Here is a 22,681-nt window from a genome sequence, read left to right on the forward strand (position 1 = left end):
CGGGTTTAAAGTTGCAAAACTAGAAACTGATTTCTAAATTTTTAACTTTAATACATTGGCCATGCAGGATGCACAAGAGATTCTTTTAAAATACTGGAAACACGAAAGTTTCCGACCATTGCAAAAGGAAATTATTGATTCGGTTTTAGAAGGTCAGGACACTTTTGCGCTACTTCCAACCGGCGGAGGAAAATCAATTTGTTTTCAGGTTCCAGCCATGATGCGTGAAGGAATCTGCCTTGTAATCTCACCTTTAATTGCGCTGATGAAAGATCAGGTAGCAAATCTGCAAAAAAGAGATATTAAAGCTATCGCTCTTACTGGAGGAATTCATACCGAAGAAATTATTGATCTTCTCGACAACTGCCAATTCGGGAATTACAAATTCCTCTACCTTTCACCTGAACGCCTGCAATCGGATTGGATTTTAGAACGAATCAAAAATCTTCCTATCAATTTAATTGCTATTGATGAGGCGCACTGCGTTTCGCAATGGGGACACGATTTCAGACCGGCTTATTTAAAAATTTCAGATTTAAAAAAATACTTTCCTAAAATTCCATTTTTGGCTTTAACTGCGACAGCAACTCCAAGAGTCGTTGAAGACATTAAAACAGAACTCGGATTAAAAGACACCAAACTTTTTCAGCAGTCTTTTGAAAGAAAGAATATTGCTTACATGGTTTTTGAAGTCGAAGATAAATTATACCGTGTTGAGCAGATTTTGAAGAAAAACCCACAGCCTTCTATCATATATGTCCGCAATAGAAAATCCTGCCTCAATATGTCAACCCAATTACAGTCGCTGGGTTTTAGAGCAACGTATTATCACGGCGGACTTTCGGCTCAGGAAAAAGACAAAAACATGCAGTTGTGGATGTCGGAACAGGCACAAGTTATTGTGGCTACGAATGCATTTGGAATGGGAATTGACAAAGACAATGTCAAAACGGTTATTCATACTCAATTACCTGAAAACTTAGAAAATTATTATCAGGAATCTGGACGTGCGGGGCGAAATGGAGAAAAATCTTTTTCAATTTTGCTTTTTAATAATTCAGACGCCAATCAAACCGAACAGCAATTTTTAAGTGTTCTTCCTGATAAAAAATTTCTAAAAACTATGTATGTCAAACTTTGCAATTATTTTCAGATTGCCTATGGCGAAGGCATAGACGAATCGTACTCGTTTAAAATGAATCATTTTTGTAATAAATATGATTTTCCAACTTTAAAAACGTATAATGCACTTCAGTTTCTGAATCAGCAGGGAATCATTACAATGTCTCAGGAATTTTCTGAAAAAGTAACGATGCAGTTTTTAATAGAATCAAAAGAAGTCATTCGATATATGAGTTTGAATTCTAATGATGAAGAAATTATTCTGGCAATTTTAAGAACATATCCGGGAATTCACGAAATGAAAACGGCTATTAATCTGCCTTTGATCGCAAAAAAATCAAATCACACAGAAGCTCAGGTTACAGCAGTTTTAGAAAAGCTGAAAGAAAAAGACATAATAGAATACAAATCTAAGAACAATGACGCGACTATTTTATTTAATGAAGTCCGCGAAGATGACTTGACCATAAACCGAGTTTCTAAATATCTTGAAAAACAGAACAAACTGAAAAGAGATCAGCTTTCGTCTGTTCTTTATTATATAAAAGAAGACAAGACATGTAAAAACAGATTGGTTTTAGATTATTTTGGAGAAAAAGCCGATTCGAACTGCGGCGTCTGCTCCTACTGTATTACTCAGAAAGGCAAAATCACCGAAGCCGATTCGATTGCTGATAAAATCCTCCATTTATTAAAAGCAACTGCCTTAACTTCGCGCGAAATTCAAAATCAGATAAAATTAGATACTAAAGATGTTCTTTCGGTTCTTCAGGAATTATTAGAAAACAATCATGTGGTTATTTTATCCAATAATAAATACACTTTAAAAACCTAATGGAAAAATTACGAATTATATTCATGGGAACTCCAGAGTTTGCAGTTGGCATTCTGGATACCATTCTGAAAAACAATTATGAAGTTGTGGGCGTTATTACTGCTGCAGATAAACCTGCAGGACGCGGACAAAAAATAAAATATTCTGCCGTAAAGGAATACGCTCTGGCAAATAATATTCCTTTATTACAGCCGACCAATTTAAAAGATGAGAGTTTTTTAGCCGAATTAAAAGCCCTGAATGCTAACCTGCAAATTGTAGTTGCTTTTAGAATGCTCCCTAAAGTAGTTTGGGAAATGCCAAGTCTGGGAACTTTCAACCTTCACGCTTCACTTCTTCCAGATTATCGTGGTGCAGCACCAATTAACTGGGCAATTATCAACGGCGAGACCAAAACTGGAGTTACAACTTTCTTTATCGATGATAAAATCGATACGGGTGCGATGATTTTAAATTCGGAAATTGCGATTGAACCGCAGGAAAATGCAGGACAACTGCACGACCGATTAATGAATTTGGGAAGCACAACTGTAATCGACACTTTAAAAGTAATTGAAAACGGAAATGTCAAAACTACGATTCAAGAAGATCATGATGACATTAAAACAGCTTACAAATTAAACAAGGAAAACTGCAAAATTGATTGGACAAAATCTGGCAACGAAATCAATAATTTAATCCGCGGTTTAAGTCCGTATCCTGCCGCATGGTGTTTTTTAAAGGATAAAAATGAAGAACTAAATATTAAAATATACGAAGCCAAACTGGTATCTGACCAGCATTCTTACGAAATTGGAAAATTAATAAGTAGTAAAAAAGAGATTAAGATTGCAATAAAAGATGGGTTTATCGAGTTATTAATCCTACAATTACCAGGAAAGAAGAGAATGCAGGTGTCAGAATTATTAAATGGCATTACTTTTTCTGATGACGCAAAGTTGTATTAAGCTCAGTAAAACAGGGGTTTGTACCTGTTTTTGGTCGATAAACAACATGCTTTATGAACAAAAAAAGCAAGTTATCAACAATTATTGCTAAAATTAAAGAAAACACTTGCACGCAACGGATTTCCTACTAAATTTGTGTATTAACAATTTTTTTTAACCAACAATTAATAACTAATTATTATGAACAAATCAGAATTAATCGATGCTATCGCTGCTGATGCAGGAATCACAAAAGCTGCGGCAAAATTAGCTTTAGAGTCATTTTTAGGAAATGTAGGAACTACTTTGAAAAAAGGTGGAAGAATTTCATTAGTAGGTTTCGGATCTTGGTCAGTATCTGCGAGAGCTGCTAGAGACGGTAGAAATCCTCAAACAGGAAAAACTATCAAAATTGCTGCTAAAAATGTGGTAAAATTCAAAGCTGGAGCTGAATTAGAAAGTGCAGTGAACTAAGTAGGAAAGTTCTCTAAACTAAGATAATATAATTAAAACCCTCCTTATGGAGGGTTTTTTTATGCGGTTTAACGATTTTTTTTGCGATTTTAAAAATTTTATGATTAAATTTAATAAAAATTGTAACCGTATGATTTCAGAAAAATTAAAAAAAGGACACCTGCTTATTGCCGAGCCTTCGATAATTGGAGATTTATCTTTTAACAGATCGGTAATTTTATTAGCAGACCATAACAAAGAAGGATCAATTGGATTTATCATTAACAAACCGTTGAAATACACGATTCATGATTTGATTCCAGAAATTGATGCCAACTTCAAAATATATAACGGAGGACCAGTTGAACAAGATAACCTGTACTTCATTCACAATATTCCAGAGCTTATACCTAATAGTGTGGAAATCTCTAACGGAATTTATTGGGGAGGTGATTTTGAATCAACCAAAGACTTAATTAACAACGGATCGATCAATAAAAACAATATTCGTTTTTTCTTAGGTTATACCGGTTGGGATGAAAATCAGCTCGAAAATGAAATGCAGGGCAATTCCTGGATCATTGCCGATAACAGCTACAAAAATAAAATTATCGGAAAATCGACTACTCATTTTTGGAAAGAGCAGATTATTGAACTTGGCGGAGATTACCTTATTTGGTCAAATGCACCAGAAAATCCGTATCTGAATTAATTTTCAGATATGGATTCATTAAGCTTCTGCACCAATAAATGAGCCAGATTACTTGTAAATTCTTTTTTTCGATATTTGGTTATCGGCTGTATTCCCGTGATTACATTCGTCAAAAATAATTCATCGGCTTTTTGAAGATCAAAAGGAGAAATTATTTCTTCCAGCACTTCTATGCCTTCAACTTTTTTGGCTAAGGCTAAAATCTGTTTGCGCATAATCCCATTTAAGCAGCCTTCAGATACAGGTGGAGTAATTAGTTTTTTACCTAAAAGCATAAAAAGGTTTCCTTGCAATCCTTCGATAACATTTTTGGAATCGTTTATCAAAAGACAGTTTGCAAAACCGTTTTCGTGAGCAAAAATACTTCCAGTAACGTTAATCATTTTATTCGTCGTTTTAATTGACGATAATAATTGTTTTGCTACATAGAAATCTTTATATAAATCTACTTCGTATTCATCAGTATTTAGAACATAAGAAGTATTTTCTAAATGTGTCGCATGAATCAAATATGAAATTTCATTTGTTTTTGGCAGATACAACCCTCCATCATTTCTAAAAACAGTTATTCTTGCTCTTGCAGATGCCGTTATACCATTTGCCTGAACTAGATTTAAAACCTGTTCTTCAAAATATTCCATGGTAAAGTTCATTGGAATTTCCATTCTTACGATACGCATCGAAGCCATTAATCGGAAATAATGATCTTCGAGGAACAAAATTTTGTTGTTGATTATTTTTACGGTTTCAAAAACGCCATCACCATATAAAAAGGCACGATTTTGAGTTAATAAATTTTCTTCTTGTACTGTGTTTCCGTTAAAATTAATCATAAAAAAACCCTGAATTTTGTTCAGGGCAAATATAAGGTATAAAATAGACTTTTACTAAACAGATCCAATAAGATGTTTTAAGTCTGAGATTTGATTCTCCCACAATTGTTTAGCCTCTCCTATTTCGTCTTTTGTCGCAAAATCAACTACCATTAATGACACATCTTTAGTTAATTCATCAACTAAAATATGAAGTTCAAAAAAGTATTCAGTATCCTTACTGCTTTCGTCTACCCATTTAAATTTTACTTTCTCTCCAGATTTTTTAGAAGCCAGACGTGCTTTTTCCTGTGAATCATTCCAGATAAAAGTGAAAAATTCACCTCTTGAGTTAACATTGTCAGCAAACCATTCTTGTAAACCTGACGGAGTTGATATATATTGATACAACAATTGCGGAGAAGAATTTATCGGAAACTCTATTTCGTAACGTATTTTTGAATCCATGTGCTACTTTTAATTTTTTTGGAAATATAAGAATATATGTCCAAAAACAACACATTTTTAAAAATATTTTTTTTTCTTCATTTTATGCTTGTGCGCTTTAATATTATTTCTATCTTTGCACCCGCAATCAGGAATTCATGATAGCAGTCCAGGCGAGGTAGCTCAGTTGGTTAGAGCGCAGGATTCATAACCCTGAGGTCACGGGTTCAACTCCCGTCCTCGCTACGAAAAAGGCAAAACCCTTAAACAGAAATGTTTAAGGGTTTTTTATTATTTTTAAAATAAAATATAATAAAGCAGCGACTTATGGAAGGCGAAATAAATTTAAATGCAATCTTAAAAAACCTTAATCCGGTTCTTAACGAAGGAAAATATGTTTATTTAAAAATTGATTCTGTAGAAGACATTCCCTTCTCAAAAATTCTATTCCTTTTTAAAGAAAAGGAAGGAATCACGGTTGTCGTAGAAAAACAAACTGCTGAAGATCTTAATCGTTCTTTTTCTTATATTGCATCATGGATTACTTTAGAAGTACATTCTTCATTGGCAGCTGTGGGTTTAACTGCTGCATTTTCTCAAGCTTTAGGAAATGCTGGAATCAGTTGTAATGTAGTCGCGGCTTATTTTCATGATCATATTTTTGTTGATGAAAAAGATGCCGCAAAAGCTATGGAAGTACTATTAGAACTCAAACAAAAAAGCGAAGATTCTATATAAGCAATCCCGAAATAAAAAAACACAAAATTGCGTTGAGAAGTGCCATTAAAATAGCATTTTTGCAAACTAAAGTAATTACTAATAACTATGGATGTAGTCAGATTTAAAATCACATCAAAAACGATAAAAGTAGAAGTACGCAATTCGAATAATTATGTTTTTAATTTTAATAACGCTTTAGATATTAAAAAAGAAGACAAAGATGTTTTATTAAAACTTTACAATGCTTTAGATCTTCTTTTTAAAAAAGAAACTCAAGTTGAAAACAAAAACTACATTTCGCCAAACCAGACTAATATATTGGACCAGATTTCGGCTGCTGATAATTTAGAGCTGGAAGAATAGAATAAAATGCTCCATACGTTTTCCAATTAATTCAATCAATTGTAAATGGATTATCAAATCATTGCGAAAAGAATATTAGAATTAAAAAATGCTGATTTGAATCTCAGAGAAAAGCTCATTAAAAGCAAACAGCTTTCTGAAGGATACAATCAAGAAATGGAAAAACTCCACAATCAAAATGCGAAAACATTAGCTGAAATAATAGAAGTTATTGGTTATCCCACTATTGATAAAGTAGGAAAAGAAGCCAATGAAGCCGCTTGGCTCATCATTCAACATTCTATTGGACAGCCAGATTTTATGAGAAAATGTGCCGCAGAATTAAAAACTGCCGTCAACGAAAATAAAGCGGATGCAATTCATTTGGTTTACCTTACAGATCGTATCGCTGTTTTTGAAGACAAACCTCAACTTTACGGAACTCAATTTGACTGGGACGAAACCGGAAAATTAATTCCAAATCCTTTCGACGATTTAGCTAAAGTAAACGAAAGACGAAAAGCAATTGGACTTATTACTTTGGAAGAACAAACCGAAAGCATACAAAAACGTGCTCTGAATGAAAATCAAACTCCTCCAAAAGATTTCAACAAACAAAAGGAAGAAATGAATGAATGGAGAAAAAAAGTCGGCTGGATAAAATAAATTCCACTGTCTAAATTCTGAACCTTTCAACAAAACAACTTTGGACTTTTTAACAAAGCTTTTAGAAGACTTTCTTCAGAACTTTGCCCTATAAAAGTACAAGAAATGATACATTCAAATCAAAAAGTATTAGTTACAGGCGGAACGGGATTTCTGGCAATACACAGTATTTTGCAATTATTAAATCGGGGTTATCAGGTTAGAACCACAGTTCGCTCCTTAAAAAGCAAAGACAAAGTTTATGAAATGCTTACAAACGGAGGAATTTCTGATTTCAATTTATTAGAATTTACTGAAGCTGATCTTACCAGCGATAAAAACTGGGCAGAAGCCGTAACCGGTTGTGATTTTGTCCTGCATATTGCTTCTCCAATTTTTATACGTTTACCCAAAAATGAAGACGAAATGGTTCGTCCTGCTGTTGATGGAACTTTGCGTGTATTAAAAGCTTCAAGAAATGCTGGAGTAAAACGTGTCGTAATGACTTCTAATTTTGGAGCAGTTGGTTACAGTCACAGAGACAGCAATTCGCTTATAACCGAAGAAAGCTGGACAGATCCTAATGAAAAAGGACTTTCAACTTATAACAAATCCAAAGTTCTTGCCGAAAGAGCCGCTTGGGATTTTATGAAAAATGAAGGCGGAACTTTAGAACTTTCTGTTGTAAACCCGATGGGAATTTTTGGGCCTTCTTTAAATGCTGATTTATCGAGCGGTTTTGAAATGCTTAAAAAATTACTAGACGGTTCTATGAAAGCAATTCCAGATATCAGATTAGGAATCGTAGATGTTAGAGATGCTGCCGAATTACATATTCTGGCAATGGAAAATCCAAAAGCAAAAGGCGAACGATTTTTAGCCTTATCTGGCGGAACAATGTCACTAATGGAAATTGTAAATCTGCTTAGAGATAAAATGCCATACGTTACCACCAAAGCACCTTCAAAAGCTTTGCCTACATTTATATTACGTTTCGCGGCATTATTTAACGATCAAGCAAAAGCGATTTTACCTTTAGTTGGAATTAACCGAAATGCCAGTAATGAAAAAGCGAAAACAACTCTAGGCTGGAACCCGCGCAGTAATGAAGAAGCCATTACAGCCACTATTATTAGTTTAATTAAATGGAAATCTCTTAACGTTTAAAAGATGAAAGTAATTGTAACAGGTGCAACCGGAATGGTTGGCGAAGGCGTTTTAATAGAATGTCTGAACAATACAGAAGTAGAATCGGTTTTGTATGTGGGAAGAAAACCAAGCGGGAAATCACATCCAAAACTCACCGAATATTTGGTTTCTGATTTTCTTTCGCTAAAAAGTAACAACAGCAGACTTGCAGGTTATGATGCCTGCTTTTATTGCGCCGGAATAAGTAGTGTAGGCATGAACGAAACCGACTATACTCATATTACTTACGACACCACAATCCATTTTGCAAAAGTAGTATTGAGTCAAAACTCATATCTGACTTTCAATTTTATTTCTGGATCGCATACTGATAGTTCCGAAAAAGGAAAAGTAATGTGGGCACGTGTAAAAGGGAAAACCGAAAATGCTTTACAAAAACTGCCTTTCAAACAGCAATATAATTTCCGTCCAGGATTAATGAAACCAGACAAAGCGCAAATTCATCTTAAAGGATTCAATAAATATATTAAGTCGCTTTACCCAATTATGGGACTGTTTTATACAGGCTGTAAAACCACAGAAATTGGACGCGCCATGATTGCCGTAACAAAATTCGGTTTTTCTAAAAAAATACTAGAAGCCAAAGACATTAAAAATGCAACCACTTTATTATGAAAAAACGAATTTTAAAAATCATCAAGCGTATGTTTGTTGTCATTGCTGTGCTAATCGTAATCCTCAGCTTCTCTATTTGGCTTTATATGCAGAAAGATGTATTTGGAGGAAAACCTTCGGAACAAAATTTAGTACAAATTGAAAAATCATCTCATTATAAAAACGGAGAATTCCAAAATATTAATAACACACCTACATTTGCTCCCGGTTACGGATTCTGGGGCGAAATCAGCAAACAATTTTTTGATAAATCAGTACCTACTCAACCTTCAAAACCAATTCCGTCTGTCAAAAGAGATTTAAAAAATCTTCCTGCAGAGAATCTATTGGTGTGGTTCGGACATTCCTCTTCCCTATTACAAATCAATGGTAAAAAAATCCTGATCGATCCTGTTTTTAGTGACAATGCTTCTCCTCTGCCTAATAGCGTAAAAGTTTTTAATGGAAGCAATACTTATAAAGTTGAAGATTTACCAGAAATTGATTATCTGTTAATTTCACATGATCACTATGATCATTTGGATTATCCAACTGTTTTGTCTCTACAGAAAAAAGTAAAAACTGTACTCTGCGGATTGGGAGTTGGAGCGCATTTTGAACGTTGGGGATATCCAAAAAACAAAATTATCGAACAAGATTGGAATGATTCTGTTTCTATTGAAAAAGATTTTACCATTCATACACTTCCAGCCAGACATAAATCAGGACGTGGTTTTAAGCAAAACCAAACTTTATGGGCATCATTTTTAATCAACTCGCCTTCGCTAAAAGTTTTTTATAGCGGCGACGGCGGTTATGATACTCATTTTGCTGAAATTGGAAAAAAATTCGGACCAATTGATATAGCAATAATGGAAAACGGCCAATACAACAAAGCTTGGCATTATATTCATATGCTTCCCGAAGAAACTTTAATGGCAGGCCGAGACTTAAAAGCCAAAAGCCTTGTTCCGGTTCACAATTCAAAATTTGCTCTTGCCAGACATACTTGGAACGAACCTTTAAGTGAATTGACTCGATTGAATGAAAAATATCAGATACCACTTATTACACCCATTATTGGAGAAATAGTTATTTTTGATACTACTAAAGTTTTCAAACAATGGTGGAAAAATGACTCTGCCAATTAAACAATACGCGTTATGAGACTTACAGAAATCAAAAGTTGTTATATAGGTCCAGAAATATCTCCTGAACAATTTATTTCGGAACATTTCTTTTTGTATCTCGCAAAAGGCACGATCGAGGGTTATGACGGCATTAGTAAATACAGCTTAAAAAGTGGCGAATATTGTATTGTGCGAAAAAATCATTTGGCACGTTACAATAAACAAAAAGAAAATGGCGAATTTGAAAAAGTAGTCATGATTTTGGATACTGAATTTCTAAAGTCTTTTATGACCAAACATCAAATAAAAGCACAGCGTTATGAAGATGATGCGTCATTTTTTCTATTAAAAAATACCAATTTGATTCCGAATTTCATTCTTTCATTAATGCCATATTACAATGACGGAGGCGAAATTGACGATACTTTTGCAGATCTAAAACGCGAAGAACTGCTTTTGATTCTCTTAAAAGAAAACCCAGAATTAAAAAACATCCTTTTTGATTTTGCTCCGCCACAAAAAATCGATTTAAAAGCATACATGAATCGGAATTACAAATTCAATATCAGTATGGAGCGTTTCGCTTATCTTACCGGAAGAAGTATTTCGGCTTTTAAACGTGATTTTGCTTCTATTTTTTCAGATACGCCAAGCCGTTGGTTAATTCAGAGAAGACTTCAGGAAGGTTATTTCTTAATTGAGAAAAAACAAAAGAAACCTTCGGATATTTATCTGGATCTTGGTTTTGAAGATCTCTCTCATTTTTCTTTTGCATTCAAAAAGAAATATGGCATTACACCAACTGATATTTTAAAATCGATTAAAAAAATATAAATACTGGACTATCATTTTATGAAAAAAGTGGACTGTATCTATCTTCATTATCATTCTTAAATTTGGGGTAATTTTTGAAAAACATGAAAGTACATTTTATACAGCACGAAACATTTGAAGCATCAGGCGCTTATCTTCAATGGGCAGAAAATAGAAACTATGAGATTTCTTTTTCTAAAGTTTATGAAGATGATATTCTGCCAGATACCGCAGATTTTATAGATCTGCTAATTGTTATGGGCGGACCTCAAAGTCCAATCACTTCAGTTGAAGAATGTCCGCATTTTAATGCTGAAGCCGAAATGAATTTAATTCGAAAATGTATTTCGGCAGGAAAAGCAGTTGTTGGAGTTTGTTTAGGATCGCAATTGATTGGAGAAGCTTTAGGAACTTCCTTTGATCATAGTCCTGAAAAAGAAATCGGTGTTTTTCCAATAACATTAACCGAAGCTGGTTTGGAAGACGAAAAAACAAATCATTTTGGAAGTTCCTTAAATGTAGGACATTGGCACAATGATATGCCCGTTTTAACAAAAGAAAGCAAAATTCTGGCTGCGAGTGAAGGCTGTCCAAGACAAATTATTCGATATTCTGATTTGGTTTATGGCTTTCAATGCCACATGGAATTAACTACAGAAGTTGTATCGCTTTTAATTGACAGTGAAGAAGATTTATTAGAAAAAAGCAGTAAATATAAATTTGTTCAAAGTCCCGAAACTATTTTATCTTATGATTATACAAAGATGAATCAAAAGCTGTTTCAGTTTCTGGATAAACTTGTATCGGCTTATAAAAACTAATATTTTTTTATTTTCTCATACTTTGTTTGATTTTTTCTCTATGTTGCTCTCCCCAAGCGCTAAGTTCGGCTATTACACTTTTTAATGTTAAGCTGTAATCTGTAGCTTCGTAAACAATGTTTATCGAAGTTGTTTCATAAACATTTCGTTTAATAAAACCGTTAAATTCTAAATCTTTAAGTTCTTTAGCAAGAACTTTTGGTGATATTCCATCAATCTGCTTTAGAATTTCATTAAAACGTTTTGGAGATTGTACCAAAGAAAGAATTAAAGCAATCTTCCATTTTCCGTTCAAAACATAAAGAGCATCTATTACATTTTTGAGAGAATCTGTACATTCTTGTTTCGTTGGAAGTATTTCTTTTTCAATTGTTTTCATACTCACAAAGATACATACTTTCCTAAAAGTAACTGATTTCCTTTAGGTAACTAACGTTTTTTACATACTTTATAATTCTAGTTTTGTTTAATAAATTTAAAATTATGAAACACATTCTTCATGTAATATCCAGTATTCAGGGTAACGAATCATACAGCAAAAAACTAGGAAACGCCATTATCGAGAAAATTCAACAAAAATATGACGGAAGCACTGTCGAAGAATTAAATTTGGCAGAAAAGGAAATTCCACATTTGGATGCTGAATTTCTTGGAAAATTATTTACTCCATCGAATTTATTTAACTCAGACAAAAAACAATCCATTCATTTTGCAGACGATTTTTTGAAACAATTACAAAATGCAGATATTATTGTAATTGGAGCTCCTCTTTACAACTTTACAATACCTTCTCAATTAAAATCTTGGATTGATTATATTACCAGACCTGGAATCACTTTTGGATATGGTGAAGATGGTCGTCCAATTGGATTAGTTACAGGAAAAAAAATCTATATTGCTATGGCTTCAGGTGGAATTTATTCTGAAGGACCGGGTAAAGTTAACGATTTTGTGGTTCCTTATTTACAAGCTTTTTTAGGCTTTCTAGGAATGACAGATTTAACTGCTTTCCGTGCCGAAGGACTTAAAGTTTCCGGAATAAAAGAGCTAGCAATGGAAAAAGCGATTAAGAGTATTGTAATAGATTAGAAAATAGACTTGTCCTTACTTATACATTTAAGCTGATTAAAAATTTCACAAAATAAAAACCCTTAAACATTTTTGTTAAGGGTTTTTATTTGAATTTAATTGTAACATTTCTTAAAAAAGAGCGTCATATCTTAAATTAAATTACGGTTCTTTGCAACTTATTATATTCATGATTTGATCGTTGTCAAATCATGAATGCAATAATATTGAAACCAATGAGTTTAGACTAGAATACTGGTCACGATATTTTCGTTATGGACAATAAAAAGTTTATTATAAATCTAAAAAAAGGTGATGAAGCTGCGTTTAAGGAAGCGTATTTCAATTACTACGATAAACTGATAAACATTGCCAGACGTTTTAATTCTTCATTATTTACTCCTGAAGATTTTGTTCAGGAAACTTTCATCCGATTATACAACAAAAGGGAACTGCTTAACGAAGAGGTTTTGTTTGACAAACAGATATTTGTTATCTGCAAAAACATTATTATCAATCACGTTAACAGAGAAAACAAAATAATATCACTTGATCCTAATCAAGTTGACGTGCCGCAGGAAGAATCATATTCTGGAATTTTTGAAGAAAGACAAGAAAAACTACAAAATTTCATAAATCAGCTTCCAGAGCAGCAGCAAAAAATCTTCACTCTACACAAACTGGAAAACCTTAGCTATAAGGAGATTGCAGAAATTACAGATCTTTCTGAAAAGACCATTGCCAATCACATTTATCTCGCCAGTAAATTTATTCGAAAAAAAATCGAAAACCATTAGGAACTTTTTTGTTCTCGTTTGTTATACTAAAAACAAAGAACAAAAAATGCATATCGAAGCTTATAAAACGAATGTGAGAACAAAGAAAGATGCAAGTTTACTTGTCGCACTTTTACAGTTCGTGATTTCTGACTGTATCATCAATTTCGATCGTAAGGGACGTGAAAATATCCTGAAAATCGAAACCAACAGAGACGTTAAAGAAATGGTATATGGTGTTTTTACAAAACAAGGATTTCAGTGCCAAATCATCTAACACCAAACAACATGGACAAGGAAAAATTAGACGAAGAGTTTGAAAAATTATGGAATGAAACTCCTGCTTCACATTCAAACGCAGAAAAAGAAGCCTCATGGAAACAATTTCATTCGAAAACTTTTGCTCCAAAGAAAAAGAAGTTTAAACCGTGGCGCTATTACGCAGCAGCGGCAGTATTGCTTTTTGTTTTGATTGGAACGGGCATTTATTTTAACGGAGAATCGCCGTCTGAGAATATTGTTCTTGCCGGAAATGTAATCGAAAATACTACTTCTACAATAAAACACATCGTATTACCCGATAATTCAAAAGTAGAACTGAGTCCAAATTCTAAAATTTCCTTTGGCGATAATTTTGCCCTAAACCGAAAAGTTGAAATTGATGGTGAAGCACATTTCAAAGTAACAAAAGACAAACAGCATCCGTTTCAGGTTTTTTGTGATGAAACAACCACTACTGTTTTAGGAACTTGTTTTACGGTTAAGGAATCTGAAAATGAAGAAATTATAGTCGAGCTTTTTGAAGGAAGTGTTCAGATGAATGTAAAAGGCCAGGATCAAAAATGGATTTTAAAACCGGGCGAAAAATTTACGTATGCAAACCAAACTGCTTCGGTAACTGAATTCAGTCGTTTTATTGATTTTGACAACGAAAAACTGGCTGTTATCAGTTCTTATATTGAGGAAAATTACGGTTATAAAGTGATACTTCCAAAGGGATATCAAAACCAAAAAATCACCATCAGAATCAATAAAAAAGAAGACCTAAAAACAATTGTACAATTAATATCAGAAATGTATAACCTAAATTATGAAATAAATGAAGAATTGAAACAGATCACTTTTCAATAAAAAAAGAAAAGGATGTAAGCCGCGAAACTACACATCCTCCTTATAATCAGGATAACACGAGGTTATTCCATTTAATAATATTCAAAAATACAAAATTTCATGAAGCATATAATTTCAGCATGCTTTTTTTTATTCAGTTTATGTATGTCTGCTCAGAACGTTACAGTAACTGTAGATCAAAATGTAACCTTAAAAGAATTCTTTAAGCAGATTGAGAATCAAACTGATTTCAAGTTTGCTTTTACAGATCAAATTGATACCAATCAAAAATACTTTACAAAAAAAAGCACGTATAAGAATATCGAAATCGAGAAACTTATTACTGAACTCAACAAAAATGCCTCTATTCAATTTTCTATTGTAGGCAGCAATATTTTTGTAAAACAAAAATCGCATCCTGTCAAAGCTTCGAAAAAAAAAAGCTGGCTGACAGGTCAGGTTCTTGATGATGATAGACAAGCCGTTATTGGCGCCAATGTTTATGTGAAAGAACTTGAAGTTGGTGCCGTAACGGATATTAACGGAAAATTCAGTATTGAAATTCCAAATGGAAGTTACACCGTTTCGATTAGTTACATCGGTTTTAAAAACAGAGAAAAACATATTACAGTTTCAGACAATACAACGCTTATCATCAATATCGAATCAGACAGTCAGGAATTAGAACAAGTCATAGTTACCGGAAACAAAGCCGTTGACATCAAAACCACTCAAATGAGTGTAAACCGACTTTCGATGCAGGAAATTAAACGTATTCCTGTTGCGATGGGGGAACCTGATCCTTTAAAATCGATTTTAACATTGCCCGGAGTTACTAATGCTGGAGAAGCTTCTTCAGGATTCAATGTACGTGGCGGAGCTGCCGATCAAAATTTGATTCTTTTAGATGGAGCTCCTGTCTATGCAGATTCGCATATGTTTGGTTTCTTTTCAATTTTCAATGCCGATATTATAAATGGTTTAGATTTATACAAAGGCGGAATTCCGTCAAAATTTGGAGGACGTGTTTCGTCTGTCTTAGATGTTACACAACAAACTGGAGATTTTGAAGAATACAAAGTAAATGGAGGAATCGGAATTATTTCGAGCCGTCTTTTAGTACAAGGACCATTACAGAAAGAAAAAGGTTCTTTTATCCTTTCTGGGCGTGCTTCGTATGCGCATTTGTTTATGAAATTGGCCGACAATAAAAACTCGGCTATGTTCTATGATTTGAATGCCAAGTTAAACTATCGTTTTGATGCCAATAATACTTTATCTTTTTCAGGTTATTTTGGAAATGATGTATTTGATATTAACGATCGTTTTGCCAGTACGTATGGCAGCACAATGGGAATTTTAAGCTGGAAACATAAATTTTCAGATCGTTTAAACAGTAATTTATCTACTTTCTACAGTGATTACAGATTCAATCTAGAAATACCAATTGAAAGCTTCAAATGGGACAGTAACATTCAGAGTTACGGATTAAAATACAATTGGAATTATCAGCAGTCGGAAAAATTTAAAATCAGTTATGGTATTGATGGATTGTATTACAATTTTAATCCGGGAGTTGTAAAACCTACAAGTTCAGATTCGCAGTTTAATTACAAACAACTGGACAAAAAATATGCTTTAGAAACTTCGGCTTATCTTGATTTTGAAAATCAAATTACTAAGAAATTGAATTTCCGTTATGGACTTCGCTACAGTACATTTTATCGTTTAGGCGCAGAAGCAATCAGCACTTACGAAAATGGTCAGGCAGTTGTATATAATCCGTTATATAAAATTTATGAAGAAGGAACGCCAACTGGAACCATCAATTATAAAAAGGGTCAGGCGATTAGTACTTTTAATAATTTCGAACCACGTGCTGCTTTATCATATGCTTTCAATGACAATAGTTCGTTAAAAGCAAGTTACAACAGAATGGCGCAGTATATTCATATTTTATCGAATACACAGTCACCATTGCCAATGAGTATCTGGACACCAAGCGGACCATTTACAAAACCTCAGCTTTTAGACCAGTATGCAATGGGGTATTTCAGAAATTTCAAAGATGGTGATTACTCTTTAGAAACCGAATTATTTTATAAAAATGTCCAAAATCGTATTGATTATATTGACGGTGCTGATGTTTTGGCTAACAACAATATTGAGCAGGTTATTTTAAACGGAAAAGCCAGATCGTATGGTTTGGAATTGCTCTTTAGAAAAAATACAGGTGTTTTCACCGGATGGGTTTCATACACGCTTTCAAGAGCCGAACAGAAAACGCCTGGAAGAAATGCCGAAGAACCAGGAGTTGCAAATGGCGACTGGTATTTATCTGGATATGATAAAATGCATAATTTAAGCATTGTAGGAAGTTACGAATTGAACCCGAAATGGTCTTTTAATGGTAATTTCACTTTACAATCTGGTCAGCCTGTAACGTATGCAAACGGTTATTATGAATTTGGAGGAATTCATGTTCCAAATTATTCTTTAAGAAATGAAAACCGATTACCGCTTTTCCACCATCTCGATGTTGCGGCCACTTATACACCAAAACCAGATAAAAAGAAAGGCTGGCAAAGCTACTGGGTATTCAGCCTTTATAATATTTACAACCGAAAAAATGCAGCTTCTATGACTTTTACAACTAATGAAGATACTGGAGCAAATGAAACGAGAAGACTTTCTATTTTCGGGATTGCACCTGGAATTTCTTATAATTTTAAATTTTAATGCTATGAATAAATTGAAAAAATATACCATAATGAACAAAACTCTGGCATTAATAAGTCTTCTTTTTGTATTCTCTTTTACTTCATGCGAAGATGTTGTAAATCTTGATCTGGAAACTGGTGAAACCAAATTGGTAGTCGATGCCGAAATTATCTGGAAAAAAGGGACAAACGGAAATGAGCAAACTATAAAAGTAAGCAAAACTGCTCCTTATTACAGCGGTTCTACTCCAAAAGTTTCAGGAGCGCAAGTAAGAGTTGAAAACAGCAACGGAGATGTTTTTACCTTTAACGAAACCGAAGCTGGAGTGTATAAATGCACCAATTTTGTTCCCGTAATCGATATGGAATACAAACTTTTTGTACAAGCAGAAGGTCAAAGTTTTACTGCTGTTGAAAAACTGACATCTGTAACTCCAATCAACAAAATCGAACAGAAAATGGTTCCTGATTTTGGAGGAGAAGATGTAATCGAACTGACTTTTTATTATAATGATCCTGCAGATCAAAGAAATTTTTATGTAACCGATTATCAAAGTGAATTCCTGATTTATCCGGAATACGAAATAACAGATGACGAGTTTTATAACGGAAACGAAATCAGCACCCGATACTCTCATGAAGATATGAAAACCGGAAATACGGTAACGATTACACACCGCGGAGTTTCTAAAAATTTCTTTAATTACATGAAATTGATTTTAGAAGCTTCAAGTTCTAATCCGTTTCTTGTGCCTCCGGGAAACATTAGAGGAAATATTGTAAACACAACAAACGCCAATAATTATGCTTTAGGCTATTTCCGACTTTGCGAAGCCGATGTTGTCGCTTATGTCGTGAAGTAGAGATTCTTTTTTTTATGTAGAAAAGCCCTTAATTTTCTTAAGGGCTTTTTGTTTTTATATTACTTCCAATTCTTCTTTTCAATCTCGTAAACAAAATTCAATTTTGGTTTTTCGCCAAAGTAAGCCACTTCTTCTTCGGCTATTTTTTGAGCTCCTAATCTTGAAATTGCAATCTGCGAACGCACGTTTTCGGCACCAATATGAAAGCGGACTTTCGAAACATAATTAAAAAGATAATCCAGCATGGTTTTCTTTACGCTTAAATTAAATCCTGTTCCCCAGCACGAAACAGCGTAAAAAGTGTAACCAATAAAAACACAATCGTCTTCAGCACTATAATCGTAAAATCGCGTACTTCCTATCGCCTTTCCGGTTTCTTTATCGGTAATTTTAAAAGCACCTTTACTTTGGATTGCACCTTCAAAGAACTTTTCAAAAACTTCTTTTTTCCATCGGTCTTTATTTGGATGTTGTTCCCAAATTTTAGGATCAGAAGCGACTTCGTATAACGCATCAAAATATTTTTCTTCTAAAGGATGAAGAACACAAAGATCATTTTCTAAAACAGGTTGTAAATTAAAATTCATAGTCTTATTTTTTCAATTCTAAAAATTAACTCATAACATCCTCTTCAATCAATCCCAAAAGTTTGCCATAAGCAATCGCAGCTTTATGAACTTGAACGGTCCAATCTTCGGCGGCATTGTCGTCGGCACCATCTGAAATGTATTTGAGACATAAAAACGGAATATTTTCTTTCATGGCAATCATCGCCAAAGCATACGCTTCCATATCGACGACATTATAGGCATCAGAACAATGTCCCATTTCGAAGTTATCGCCTGTTCCACAAATTCCTTCTGGAAGATGATCCATTAACAAACCATATTTTAAAACGGGAGGTAAACCCGAAAGTGGCGTTTCGTATTGTGCAAAACCCAATCCGCGGACATCCATATCTCTTTGCACAAACTGTGTACAACAGATTACGTCTCCTTTTTGAAAACAACTGCTTCCAGCTGAGCCGAGGTTAATAATTATAGAAGGTCTTTTCTGCTGAATTGCTTTTGACAATTCGTATGCGGCATTGACTTTTCCAATTCCGGTAATTAAAGTATTGCATTTCTGGAAAACTTCTGCCGCTTCCGATTCAAGTGCGAAAGAGAATAAAATATCTTCAATCGCAAATGATGCTGTTTGATTAATTTGTATCATCTTTTTAATTCCAGATCTCATTCATTTCAGTCAAAATAATCGGCTTACCATCTGTCACAACGATTGTGTGTTCGTGCTGTGCCATAAAACCACCTTTATTTCCTACCATGGTCCACCCATCCTGCAAAGTTTCGGCATAAGTTGAGGTTGTAGAAATAAAAGTTTCGATAGCCACAACAGAGTTTTTCTTAAAACGAGTCAGATTAAATCTATCTCTATAATTGGCAATTTCGTGCGGTTCTTCATGAAGGTTTCTTCCCACTCCGTGTCCAGTTAGGTTTTTAATGACTTTATAACCTCTTTTTTTAGCTTCGGTTTCGATTAGGAATCCAATATCAGCAATACGAACACCGCCTTTTATGTTATGAATCGCTTTATGCAGAATTTGTTTTGAAGCTTCAATCAGTTTTTGGTGCTGGTTGAGGTCTTCCCCTATTACAAAAGAATTTCCGTTGTCTGACCAGAAACCGTTTAATTCAGCCGAAACATCAATATTAATTAAATCACCTTCGCCTAAAATGCTTTTATCAGATGGAATTCCGTGGCAGAATTCATTATTAACACTTATACAAGTCCAACCCGGAAAACCATACGTTACATAAGGCGCCGACTTAGCTCCTAAATCATTTAAGATTTGTCCGCCGTAATTATCGAGTTCTTTCGTAGTCATTCCTGGTTTGGCATATTTTACCATTTCTCGCAAAGTATACGCAACGGCTTCACTTGCCTGCTGCATTCCAATTAATTCTGATTCTGTTGTAATAGACATATTCTCTTCTTTACTAAGTATTCGGCTAAGATAAAACTATTTTACTTAGCTTTTTCTAGCACAAACTTCACTATTTAAATAAATTATGAATTGAATTGAAGAAAACTAATTTTAATAAAAAATTAAGGTTTTTTCTTTAACAAAATTATTATCTTGTTGTTAGAAATTAAAAACAATACCAGTAACAGTCTTATTTCAAACAGATTAGATAATTTTCTTTTGAAGTATCATTTCGCTTAAGATTAAAGACGCACTATTTTATTGGAACAAAACATAAAACTATGCGAGTATCAGTTACCCGAAAAAACATAAAATTTACCCCCGATTCCAGAAGAGTTGTTGCCCGTTATTTCATGAACGGCTATGAACGAACCCAGCAAATGGTCATTCGTATTATGATGCTTGACGAAAAACAAGTCTCAGAAACTTTAGAGCAAACGCTTCGGGAATTTGCCAGACGACACCGAAATATTTCAGCCATATTTTTTAGACACTGCGAAAAAATAAAGGACTTAATCGAAGCCATGCAGATTGATTACGAAGCCATGTCGTTAAATCGTAAAATGCTAATTGGTTCGTATTGCACTATGGAATATGCGATAGAATCAGCGGCAATTTTTAACCCATCGATTGTAGAAGATTTTGACCAGTCTGGATTAGAAGCTGGTGAAAAAAGAGTCGTTATTTCGTTTCGTGCTACGGGAGAAGGTCATATTTCTTCGATTGTTTTTAGAAGAGGTATTTTAGACCGCGACAATAATCTTCATGTGATGAAAATTGGTCATCATATTGATAAATCCGAAATCGAACATAAAACACTGCTTAACAAGGAGCGCTTTTTGACCAAATTATCCGAAATGCATACGCAGGATAAATATATTGTTCAAATTATGAGCGATCTCCCAAATGAATTTGAATTTGCCGTTTTAAAAAATCTAATATATACCGCTTTAGCCGATCCATCTATACGTCAGGAAAGAAGAACAGCGCTGGAAGAAATTATCTGGCTGGCAAATTCATTTTACGATGTACAGTTTAATCATGATTCGGATATTACAGAACGTGTTATATTCCCGATTTCAGATTCTGAAAGTCGTGGTATCGAAGATGCGCGTTTTGTCCGTTTTGTAGATGATGACAATTCAGTACGCGTTATGGCAACTTATACGGCTTATAACGGACACACGATTTTACCAAAACTTATTTCTACTGAAGATTTTTATAATTTCAGAATTATGCCTTTACACGGAACTGGAGCTCAAAATAAAAACCTGGCTTTATTTCCTCGTAAAATAAAAGGAAAATATGCAATGCTGGCCCGAATTGACGGCGTAAACAATTACATCATGTTTTCGGAACGTGCCACGCAATGGAACAATCCAATCTTGCTGCAAGAACCTCGTTATACTTGGGAATTGACTCAGATAGGAAACTGTGGTTCTCCACTTTGGACAGAAGAAGGCTGGCTGGTTATTACACATGGTGTAGGAACCATGCGACGTTATTGTATAGGTGCTTCGCTGTTTGATCTCGACGATCCTTCAAAAGAAATTGGAAGATTGAAAGAACCTTTGCTTTCTCCGCTTGAAGATGAACGCGAAGGTTATGTTCCAAATGTAGTGTATTCTTGCGGCGCAATTATTCACAACAACAGTTTGATTTTACCTTATGCGGTTTCAGATTATTCTTCAACTTATGGTGTGGTTGATCTGGCGGAATTATTAGATGCTTTGAAGAAAAGCAAATAAAATTAAGCGTTTATCAATCCCATTACAAAAGCGGTTTTAAGTGCTTCTGTGGTATTAGCAACTTTCATTTTCTGAATTATATTTTGTCTATGACGGCGAACAGTATAAACCGAAATATTTAGCAAATCGGCAATCTGATCGCTGTTATTTCCTTTTGCCACAAGGGTTAAAATTTCTAATTCTCTTTTAGAAAGAATTTTTTCGCTGTAAGGTTTGTATTTTTCCGAAGCGATGGTTTCGCCGGTTTGTATGTTAACAATTTTTCCATCAATTCCATTTCGGAACTGCGAATCGGTCGAAGGAGCATACAAACAAAGTGAAAGCAAGATGTTGCCATTTGGCGATTTTTTGAGGTACATGGTCCGATGGTTAATGTAACTCAGATTTTCAGGATCTGAAGTACGCAGGCGGGTAAAAGTGCTGTATTTTCTATATTCTTCGCTGGGTAAATTTTTAAGAAATTGATAAAACTGAAGTTCAAGCGCATGACGTTCGACTACATCATTAGAATTGAGTTTGTCGAAAATACAGTCTTCAAAAGCCGAATCAATAAACAAATCACCAGAAGGAAGTCCGAATATTTTTCCGAAATCGCTATTATAAATATAACTGCAATCAGCTTGATAATCGGAAAGAACCGCAACGCATTGTTCTATAGAAACGTAAGCGGAAGCTAATTTTTTATAATCGTCTATATTAAGAGTTTCCCCGTCTAGAAAAGTCTGCTTTAAAAATGTAGAAGCGAGCTGTTCTTCTATCGAAACTTTTGACATAGCATTATTGAAATTGGTTAATTTTAGGTATTGTCTTTTTTGGAAAGCGAAAGTAAAT

The 22,681-nt window shown here is 34.2% G+C and carries 26 protein-coding genes and 1 tRNA gene; 20 read left to right on the plus strand and 7 right to left on the minus strand.

Features of this window, described 5'->3' with window-relative positions; translation table 11 throughout:
- Window positions 1–61: 61 nt before the first annotated feature.
- The 4 genes from P2W75_RS20780 (at window position 62) to P2W75_RS20795 (ending at window position 4,048) form a co-directional block, all read left to right on the plus strand.
- Window positions 62–1,957, plus strand: a complete 1,896-nt coding sequence (locus P2W75_RS20780) for an ATP-dependent DNA helicase RecQ (RefSeq protein ID WP_276381939.1) — start codon at window positions 62–64, stop codon at window positions 1,955–1,957.
- Window positions 1,957–2,904, plus strand: a complete 948-nt coding sequence (fmt, locus tag P2W75_RS20785) for a methionyl-tRNA formyltransferase (protein ID WP_276381940.1) — start codon at window positions 1,957–1,959, stop codon at window positions 2,902–2,904. Before P2W75_RS20780 ends, fmt begins: the two co-directional genes overlap by 1 nt.
- 180 nt (window positions 2,905–3,084) lie before the next feature.
- A complete protein-coding gene (locus tag P2W75_RS20790; RefSeq protein ID WP_071635005.1) occupies window positions 3,085–3,357 on the plus strand; it encodes an HU family DNA-binding protein in 273 nt (90 codons plus the stop codon).
- A gap of 130 nt (window positions 3,358–3,487) precedes the next feature.
- Window positions 3,488–4,048 (plus strand): YqgE/AlgH family protein, encoded by a 561-nt coding sequence (locus tag P2W75_RS20795; protein WP_207294870.1) that lies wholly within the window; start codon window positions 3,488–3,490, stop codon window positions 4,046–4,048.
- Here the strand turns inward: P2W75_RS20795 and P2W75_RS20800 are convergent.
- Together P2W75_RS20800 and P2W75_RS20805 are read right to left on the minus strand one after the other, a co-directional pair.
- Complete coding sequence (locus P2W75_RS20800; protein ID WP_276381941.1) at window positions 4,045–4,881, minus strand: aminotransferase class IV; 837 nt, start codon at window positions 4,879–4,881, stop codon at window positions 4,045–4,047. The two genes, P2W75_RS20795 and P2W75_RS20800, sit on opposite strands and share 4 nt — an antisense overlap.
- Before the next feature lie 54 nt (window positions 4,882–4,935).
- Window positions 4,936–5,328 carry an START-like domain-containing protein gene (locus tag P2W75_RS20805; RefSeq protein WP_207294868.1) on the minus strand — a complete coding sequence of 131 codons (393 nt, stop codon included), beginning with the start codon at window positions 5,326–5,328 and terminating at the stop codon, window positions 4,936–4,938.
- A gap of 151 nt (window positions 5,329–5,479) precedes the next feature.
- On the opposite strand from P2W75_RS20805, the gene P2W75_RS20810 reads away from it, so the two are divergent.
- The 9 genes from P2W75_RS20810 to P2W75_RS20850 all read left to right on the plus strand — a co-directional run bounded on the left by P2W75_RS20810 (window position 5,480) and on the right by P2W75_RS20850 (window position 11,581).
- Window positions 5,480–5,553: transfer RNA gene (locus P2W75_RS20810), tRNA-Met, on the plus strand.
- 81 nt (window positions 5,554–5,634) lie between these two features.
- Window positions 5,635–6,045 carry an ACT domain-containing protein gene (locus P2W75_RS20815; protein ID WP_207294867.1) on the plus strand — a complete coding sequence of 137 codons (411 nt, stop codon included), beginning with the start codon at window positions 5,635–5,637 and terminating at the stop codon, window positions 6,043–6,045.
- A gap of 87 nt (window positions 6,046–6,132) precedes the next feature.
- Window positions 6,133–6,390 (plus strand): hypothetical protein, encoded by a 258-nt coding sequence (locus tag P2W75_RS20820; protein WP_207294866.1) that lies wholly within the window; start codon window positions 6,133–6,135, stop codon window positions 6,388–6,390.
- A 45-nt stretch (window positions 6,391–6,435) separates the two neighbouring features.
- Window positions 6,436–7,035, plus strand: a complete 600-nt coding sequence (locus P2W75_RS20825) for a DUF6624 domain-containing protein (RefSeq protein WP_276381942.1) — start codon at window positions 6,436–6,438, stop codon at window positions 7,033–7,035.
- A gap of 105 nt (window positions 7,036–7,140) precedes the next feature.
- Complete coding sequence (locus tag P2W75_RS20830) at window positions 7,141–8,181, plus strand: aldehyde reductase (RefSeq protein ID WP_207294864.1); 1,041 nt, start codon at window positions 7,141–7,143, stop codon at window positions 8,179–8,181.
- 3 nt (window positions 8,182–8,184) lie between these two features.
- Window positions 8,185–8,838 (plus strand): NAD-dependent epimerase/dehydratase family protein, encoded by a 654-nt coding sequence (locus tag P2W75_RS20835; RefSeq protein ID WP_207294863.1) that lies wholly within the window; start codon window positions 8,185–8,187, stop codon window positions 8,836–8,838.
- Window positions 8,835–9,968, plus strand: coding sequence for an MBL fold metallo-hydrolase (locus P2W75_RS20840; RefSeq protein ID WP_207294862.1), 1,134 nt, complete (start codon window positions 8,835–8,837; stop codon window positions 9,966–9,968). The genes P2W75_RS20835 and P2W75_RS20840 overlap by 4 nt, the downstream gene beginning before the upstream one ends.
- A gap of 12 nt (window positions 9,969–9,980) precedes the next feature.
- Window positions 9,981–10,781 carry an AraC family transcriptional regulator gene (locus tag P2W75_RS20845; RefSeq protein WP_276381943.1) on the plus strand — a complete coding sequence of 267 codons (801 nt, stop codon included), beginning with the start codon at window positions 9,981–9,983 and terminating at the stop codon, window positions 10,779–10,781.
- 83 nt (window positions 10,782–10,864) lie between these two features.
- A complete protein-coding gene (locus P2W75_RS20850) occupies window positions 10,865–11,581 on the plus strand; it encodes a type 1 glutamine amidotransferase (RefSeq protein WP_276381944.1) in 717 nt (238 codons plus the stop codon).
- A 7-nt stretch (window positions 11,582–11,588) separates the two neighbouring features.
- Here P2W75_RS20850 and P2W75_RS20855 read toward each other — a convergent pair whose 3' ends face one another.
- The gene (locus P2W75_RS20855; protein ID WP_207294859.1) at window positions 11,589–11,960 is read right to left on the minus strand and encodes a helix-turn-helix domain-containing protein; all 372 of its coding nucleotides are present in this window, start codon (window positions 11,958–11,960) and stop codon (window positions 11,589–11,591) included.
- A gap of 104 nt (window positions 11,961–12,064) precedes the next feature.
- Here P2W75_RS20855 and P2W75_RS20860 point away from each other — a divergent pair, with 104 nt between their 5' ends.
- The 6 genes from P2W75_RS20860 to P2W75_RS20885 all read left to right on the plus strand — a co-directional run bounded on the left by P2W75_RS20860 (window position 12,065) and on the right by P2W75_RS20885 (window position 18,118).
- Window positions 12,065–12,670, plus strand: a complete 606-nt coding sequence (locus P2W75_RS20860; RefSeq protein ID WP_276381945.1) for an FMN-dependent NADH-azoreductase — start codon at window positions 12,065–12,067, stop codon at window positions 12,668–12,670.
- Window positions 12,671–12,924: 254 nt separating this feature from the next.
- Window positions 12,925–13,446 (plus strand): RNA polymerase sigma factor, encoded by a 522-nt coding sequence (locus tag P2W75_RS20865; RefSeq protein WP_207294857.1) that lies wholly within the window; start codon window positions 12,925–12,927, stop codon window positions 13,444–13,446.
- A gap of 46 nt (window positions 13,447–13,492) precedes the next feature.
- Complete coding sequence (locus P2W75_RS20870) at window positions 13,493–13,702, plus strand: hypothetical protein (protein WP_276381946.1); 210 nt, start codon at window positions 13,493–13,495, stop codon at window positions 13,700–13,702.
- An 11-nt stretch (window positions 13,703–13,713) separates the two neighbouring features.
- Window positions 13,714–14,556: a FecR family protein gene (locus P2W75_RS20875; protein ID WP_276381947.1), complete on the plus strand. Its 843-nt coding sequence runs from the start codon at window positions 13,714–13,716 to the stop codon at window positions 14,554–14,556.
- Window positions 14,557–14,655: 99 nt separating this feature from the next.
- Window positions 14,656–17,274: a TonB-dependent receptor gene (locus P2W75_RS20880; RefSeq protein ID WP_276381948.1), complete on the plus strand. Its 2,619-nt coding sequence runs from the start codon at window positions 14,656–14,658 to the stop codon at window positions 17,272–17,274.
- Between the two features lie 4 nt (window positions 17,275–17,278).
- Window positions 17,279–18,118: a DUF4249 domain-containing protein gene (locus tag P2W75_RS20885; protein ID WP_276381949.1), complete on the plus strand. Its 840-nt coding sequence runs from the start codon at window positions 17,279–17,281 to the stop codon at window positions 18,116–18,118.
- A 59-nt stretch (window positions 18,119–18,177) separates the two neighbouring features.
- On the opposite strand, the gene P2W75_RS20890 is transcribed toward P2W75_RS20885, so the two are convergent.
- The 3 genes from P2W75_RS20890 to map are packed head-to-tail and all read right to left on the minus strand — an operon-like array spanning window position 18,178 to window position 20,102.
- Complete coding sequence (locus tag P2W75_RS20890) at window positions 18,178–18,705, minus strand: GNAT family N-acetyltransferase (RefSeq protein WP_276381950.1); 528 nt, start codon at window positions 18,703–18,705, stop codon at window positions 18,178–18,180.
- 25 nt (window positions 18,706–18,730) lie between these two features.
- Window positions 18,731–19,333 carry a nucleosidase gene (locus tag P2W75_RS20895; protein WP_276381951.1) on the minus strand — a complete coding sequence of 201 codons (603 nt, stop codon included), beginning with the start codon at window positions 19,331–19,333 and terminating at the stop codon, window positions 18,731–18,733.
- A 4-nt stretch (window positions 19,334–19,337) separates the two neighbouring features.
- On the minus strand, window positions 19,338–20,102 hold the full coding sequence (gene map, locus P2W75_RS20900) for a type I methionyl aminopeptidase (RefSeq protein WP_276381952.1): 765 nt from the start codon (window positions 20,100–20,102) through the stop codon (window positions 19,338–19,340).
- A 281-nt stretch (window positions 20,103–20,383) separates the two neighbouring features.
- Between map and P2W75_RS20905 the strand changes: the two genes are divergently transcribed.
- Window positions 20,384–21,850: a glycoside hydrolase family 130 protein gene (locus tag P2W75_RS20905; RefSeq protein ID WP_207294849.1), complete on the plus strand. Its 1,467-nt coding sequence runs from the start codon at window positions 20,384–20,386 to the stop codon at window positions 21,848–21,850.
- A gap of 2 nt (window positions 21,851–21,852) precedes the next feature.
- Here P2W75_RS20905 and P2W75_RS20910 read toward each other — a convergent pair whose 3' ends face one another.
- Window positions 21,853–22,623 carry a response regulator transcription factor gene (locus tag P2W75_RS20910; RefSeq protein ID WP_276381953.1) on the minus strand — a complete coding sequence of 257 codons (771 nt, stop codon included), beginning with the start codon at window positions 22,621–22,623 and terminating at the stop codon, window positions 21,853–21,855.
- Window positions 22,624–22,681 lie beyond the last annotated feature (58 nt).

The sequence above is a fragment of the Flavobacterium sp. H4147 genome (assembly GCF_029360735.1).
In the GTDB taxonomy this organism is placed as follows: Bacteria; Bacteroidota; Bacteroidia; order Flavobacteriales; family Flavobacteriaceae; genus Flavobacterium; species Flavobacterium endoglycinae.

What these genes read in the sequence shown, in the direction of transcription:
- P2W75_RS20870 (WP_276381946.1), top strand. Translation starts at nt 13,493, where the DNA reads ATGCATATCGAAGCTTATAAAACGAATGTGAGAACAAAGAAAGATGCA.
- P2W75_RS20890 (WP_276381950.1), bottom strand. Translation starts at nt 18,705, where the DNA reads ATGAATTTTAATTTACAACCTGTTTTAGAAAATGATCTTTGTGTTCTT.
- P2W75_RS20865 (WP_207294857.1), top strand. Translation starts at nt 12,925, where the DNA reads ATGGACAATAAAAAGTTTATTATAAATCTAAAAAAAGGTGATGAAGCT.
- P2W75_RS20800 (WP_276381941.1), bottom strand. Translation starts at nt 4,881, where the DNA reads ATGATTAATTTTAACGGAAACACAGTACAAGAAGAAAATTTATTAACT.
- P2W75_RS20840 (WP_207294862.1), top strand. Translation starts at nt 8,835, where the DNA reads ATGAAAAAACGAATTTTAAAAATCATCAAGCGTATGTTTGTTGTCATT.
- P2W75_RS20845 (WP_276381943.1), top strand. Translation starts at nt 9,981, where the DNA reads ATGAGACTTACAGAAATCAAAAGTTGTTATATAGGTCCAGAAATATCT.
- P2W75_RS20855 (WP_207294859.1), bottom strand. Translation starts at nt 11,960, where the DNA reads ATGAAAACAATTGAAAAAGAAATACTTCCAACGAAACAAGAATGTACA.
- P2W75_RS20830 (WP_207294864.1), top strand. Translation starts at nt 7,141, where the DNA reads ATGATACATTCAAATCAAAAAGTATTAGTTACAGGCGGAACGGGATTT.
- P2W75_RS20880 (WP_276381948.1), top strand. Translation starts at nt 14,656, where the DNA reads ATGAAGCATATAATTTCAGCATGCTTTTTTTTATTCAGTTTATGTATG.
- P2W75_RS20850 (WP_276381944.1), top strand. Translation starts at nt 10,865, where the DNA reads ATGAAAGTACATTTTATACAGCACGAAACATTTGAAGCATCAGGCGCT.
- P2W75_RS20780 (WP_276381939.1), top strand. Translation starts at nt 62, where the DNA reads ATGCAGGATGCACAAGAGATTCTTTTAAAATACTGGAAACACGAAAGT.
- P2W75_RS20895 (WP_276381951.1), bottom strand. Translation starts at nt 19,333, where the DNA reads ATGATACAAATTAATCAAACAGCATCATTTGCGATTGAAGATATTTTA.
- P2W75_RS20835 (WP_207294863.1), top strand. Translation starts at nt 8,185, where the DNA reads ATGAAAGTAATTGTAACAGGTGCAACCGGAATGGTTGGCGAAGGCGTT.
- P2W75_RS20795 (WP_207294870.1), top strand. Translation starts at nt 3,488, where the DNA reads ATGATTTCAGAAAAATTAAAAAAAGGACACCTGCTTATTGCCGAGCCT.
- P2W75_RS20885 (WP_276381949.1), top strand. Translation starts at nt 17,279, where the DNA reads ATGAATAAATTGAAAAAATATACCATAATGAACAAAACTCTGGCATTA.
- P2W75_RS20805 (WP_207294868.1), bottom strand. Translation starts at nt 5,328, where the DNA reads ATGGATTCAAAAATACGTTACGAAATAGAGTTTCCGATAAATTCTTCT.
- P2W75_RS20875 (WP_276381947.1), top strand. Translation starts at nt 13,714, where the DNA reads ATGGACAAGGAAAAATTAGACGAAGAGTTTGAAAAATTATGGAATGAA.
- P2W75_RS20815 (WP_207294867.1), top strand. Translation starts at nt 5,635, where the DNA reads ATGGAAGGCGAAATAAATTTAAATGCAATCTTAAAAAACCTTAATCCG.
- map (WP_276381952.1), bottom strand. Translation starts at nt 20,102, where the DNA reads ATGTCTATTACAACAGAATCAGAATTAATTGGAATGCAGCAGGCAAGT.
- P2W75_RS20825 (WP_276381942.1), top strand. Translation starts at nt 6,436, where the DNA reads ATGGATTATCAAATCATTGCGAAAAGAATATTAGAATTAAAAAATGCT.
- P2W75_RS20790 (WP_071635005.1), top strand. Translation starts at nt 3,085, where the DNA reads ATGAACAAATCAGAATTAATCGATGCTATCGCTGCTGATGCAGGAATC.
- P2W75_RS20910 (WP_276381953.1), bottom strand. Translation starts at nt 22,623, where the DNA reads ATGTCAAAAGTTTCGATAGAAGAACAGCTCGCTTCTACATTTTTAAAG.
- fmt (WP_276381940.1), top strand. Translation starts at nt 1,957, where the DNA reads ATGGAAAAATTACGAATTATATTCATGGGAACTCCAGAGTTTGCAGTT.
- P2W75_RS20905 (WP_207294849.1), top strand. Translation starts at nt 20,384, where the DNA reads ATGCGAGTATCAGTTACCCGAAAAAACATAAAATTTACCCCCGATTCC.
- P2W75_RS20820 (WP_207294866.1), top strand. Translation starts at nt 6,133, where the DNA reads ATGGATGTAGTCAGATTTAAAATCACATCAAAAACGATAAAAGTAGAA.
- P2W75_RS20860 (WP_276381945.1), top strand. Translation starts at nt 12,065, where the DNA reads ATGAAACACATTCTTCATGTAATATCCAGTATTCAGGGTAACGAATCA.